We start from the raw sequence: 2918 nt of genomic DNA, 5'->3' as shown, positions 1-2918 counted from the left end.
AACAAGCCGCCAAGCATCCCGCCGCCCCGGGGCCGTCCCTCCCAACCGCCGTAACAGCCGAAAGGAACCCCCATCATCACCCGGCAGACTCCGCCCCCGCTGGCGGAACTCTCCAAGCTGGCCTCAACCGGCAACCTCCCCCAGCTCGCCCACCAGCTCTCCGGCCTGGGCGGCTGCACCCACCCGATCCGCCTCGACGGCCACCGCACCGAGTACGCCGTGAACACCCGCACCGGCGAGATAGGCAACCGCCTCCACCACCTCGACTCCACCACCCTCCCCGCCGGTCACCTCCTGGTCCGCTGCAACAACCGCCGCACCACCCGCTGCCCGGCATGCGCGGAGGTCTACCGCCGCGACACCTTCCACCTGATCACCTCGGGCCTGCGCGGCGGCAAGGGCGTCCCCGAACGCGTCGCCGCCCACCCCCGCGTCTTCGCCACCTTCACCGCCCCCGGCTTCGGCCCCGTCCACAACCGCCCCACCGGCCCGGCCGGGTCGGTCCGCCGCTGCCGCTGCGGGGCGCTCCACGACCAGGACGACGCCCTCCTCGGCACCGCGCTCGACCCAGACACCTACGACTACGAAGCGGCCGTTCTCTGGAACGCGCACGCCGGTCCGCTGTGGCGGCGCTTCTCCGTCTACCTGCGTCGGGAGGTCGCCAAGCGCGCCGGCCTCACCCAGCGGGCCTTTCGCGAGCACGCCCGGGTGTCCTTCGCCAAGGTCGCCGAGTACCAGAAGCGCGGGGCCGTTCACTTCCACGCCGTCATCCGCATCGACGGTCCCGAGGGCGGCGACACCCCGCCTCCCGCGTGGGCCACCGCCGAGCTGCTGACCGACGCCATCCGCGCCGCCGCCACCGCCGCCCGCGTCGACGGCCCGACCATCGACGGCCGGGCCCACACCTTCGCCTTCGGCCGACAGCTCGACGTCCGCACCATCCGCTCGGCCGACTTCGACGGCGGCCAGGAGCTGACCGAACGCGCCGTGGCCGCGTACATCGCCAAGTACGCCACCAAGGGCGCCGAAACCGCCACGGGAGCCTTGGACCGGCCGCTGAAGTTCCTCGCCGAACTTGCCCAGCTCGACATCACCGACCACGCCCGCCGCCTCATCCGCACCGCCTGGACCCTCGGCGCCCGCAAAGACCTCGAACACCTCCGCCTGCGCGCCTGGGCCCACATGCTCGGCTTCCGCGGCCACTTCTCCACCAAATCCCGCCGCTACTCCACCACCCTCGGCGCCCTCCGCGACGCCCGCGCCGAACACCGCCGCGCCCAAGCCACCACAGCCGCGCACGAGGACGGCCCGGAGACGACCACCCTCGTCCTCGCCCACTGGGTCTACGCCGGCACCGGCCTCACCGACACCGAAGCCTGGCTCACCGAGTCACTCACCCCCGCACCCGGAACGGAAGGAGAGCCCACCCGTGGCTGAGCGCCATCTCTCCGTCGACCAGGTCGCCGAGCTGCTCGGCACTACGTCCCGCTTCCCCCGTCGCCTCGTCGAGGAACGGCGCATCCGGTACGTGAAGGTGGGCCGTCACGTCCGCATCCCCGAGAGCGCGGTCGACGAGTTCCTCCGGGCCCGGACGGTCGAACCGCTCAAGCGGTCCCGCTCCCGCTACGGAAGGGCTGCCTAATGGCCAACAACCGTGGCAGACGTCGCCGCTTCGGCGCGATCAGGAAGCTGCCTTCCGGCCGTTACCAGGCTCGTTATCCGGGCCCGGACGGTGTGATGCGTCCGGCCCCTGAGACCTTCGCGACGACGGCGGACGCTGACGACTGGCTGGCCGAGAAACAGACGGAGATCCGCCGGGGCGAGTGGCGAGACCCTGATGCCGGTGCCGTGAGCTTCCGGGCCTACGCCGACAAGTGGGTGGACGAACGCGAACTCGCACCCCTCACCCGGGACCTTTACCGCTACCTCCTCGACAAGCACCTGACCGCCTTCTCGGACCTCAACCTCGACGAGATCACCGCACCCCGCGTCCGTGAGTGGCGTGCCGAACGGCTCCGCACCACGAACGCCAAGACGATGACGGCAAAGGCGTACCGCCTTCTGAAAGCCATCATGGAGACGGCCGTCGATGACGAGCTGATCCAGCGCAACCCGTGCCGGATCAAGGGCGCCGGCAAGGAAAAGGCGGCAGAGCGGCGCATTGCCACCGTCGCCCAGGTCGACGCGCTCGCCGATGCCGTGGGGATGCGCTGGCGGCTCATGGTCTACCTCGGCGCTTACGGCCCGATGCGTCCGGAGGAGCTGGCCGGCCTCCGCCGCCGGGACGTCGACGTCGACACCCTCCGCGTCCGTGTCCGCCTCGCCGAGCCTGAGCGGATGAACGGTCGGCGCGTCCGGGGCGACACCAAGTCGGAGGCAGGAACCCGGACTGTGATTCTTCCCGCGTTCCTGCGCCGGGAGCTTCGTTGGCATCTGGAAAGCTACGCCGAGCCGGGCCCGGACGGGCTGCTCTTCGTGGGGGAGAAGGGGGCGCCCTTCCGGCGCAGCACCTTCGGGCGGAAGTGGCGGCGGGCGCGGGAGGTCGTCGGCATGCCCGAGGGCTTCCGGTTCTACGACCTTCGGCACACCGGACACACCCTCTCCACCCGCTCCGGCGCCACCCTCAAGGACACGATGGTCCGCGCTGGCCAGTCGTCCGAGAGGGCCGCGCTGATCTACCAGCACTCCGACGAGGAGCGACAGAAGGAGGTCGCCGCCGGCCTCGACGCCACCGTCCGGAAGGCGAGAACCGCGGCGACTGGGAAGCCGCCCGCCGGGCCTTCTGGCACGGATCTGGCACGCGACGACTGACAACCGCACACAGCAAAAAGGCCCGGGTCTCTGACCTGGGCCTTCTTCATGGAGCGGGTGACGAGAATCGAACTCGCGCTCTCAGCTTGGGAAGCTGATGTTCTACC

The 2918-nt window shown here is 70.9% G+C and carries 3 protein-coding genes; all 3 read left to right on the top strand.

The window, feature by feature from the left end:
- Positions 1-99: 99 nt before the first annotated feature.
- Genes RIF68_RS33090 through RIF68_RS33080 form a run of 3 tightly spaced genes read left to right on the top strand, consistent with a single transcriptional unit; the run spans position 100 to position 2811 of the window.
- Positions 100-1437: a replication initiator gene (locus RIF68_RS33090; RefSeq protein WP_375165772.1), complete on the top strand. Its 1338-nt coding sequence runs from the start codon at positions 100-102 to the stop codon at positions 1435-1437.
- Positions 1430-1642 carry an excisionase family DNA-binding protein gene (locus RIF68_RS33085; RefSeq protein ID WP_309055122.1) on the top strand — a complete coding sequence of 71 codons (213 nt, stop codon included), beginning with the start codon at positions 1430-1432 and terminating at the stop codon, positions 1640-1642. Before RIF68_RS33090 ends, RIF68_RS33085 begins: the two co-directional genes overlap by 8 nt.
- Entirely contained in the window at positions 1642-2811 is a 1170-nt protein-coding gene (locus RIF68_RS33080; protein WP_309055120.1) for a tyrosine-type recombinase/integrase, read from the top strand. Before RIF68_RS33085 ends, RIF68_RS33080 begins: the two co-directional genes overlap by 1 nt.
- Positions 2812-2918: the final 107 nt, after the last annotated feature.

Source organism: Streptomyces sp. (assembly GCF_031178505.1).
Classification (GTDB): domain Bacteria; phylum Actinomycetota; class Actinomycetes; order Streptomycetales; family Streptomycetaceae; genus Streptomyces; species Streptomyces gulbargensis.
This window is presented reverse-complemented; position numbering and strand designations above follow the sequence as displayed.

What these genes read in the sequence shown, in the direction of transcription:
- RIF68_RS33080 (WP_309055120.1), top strand. Translation starts at nt 1,642, where the DNA reads ATGGCCAACAACCGTGGCAGACGTCGCCGCTTCGGCGCGATCAGGAAG.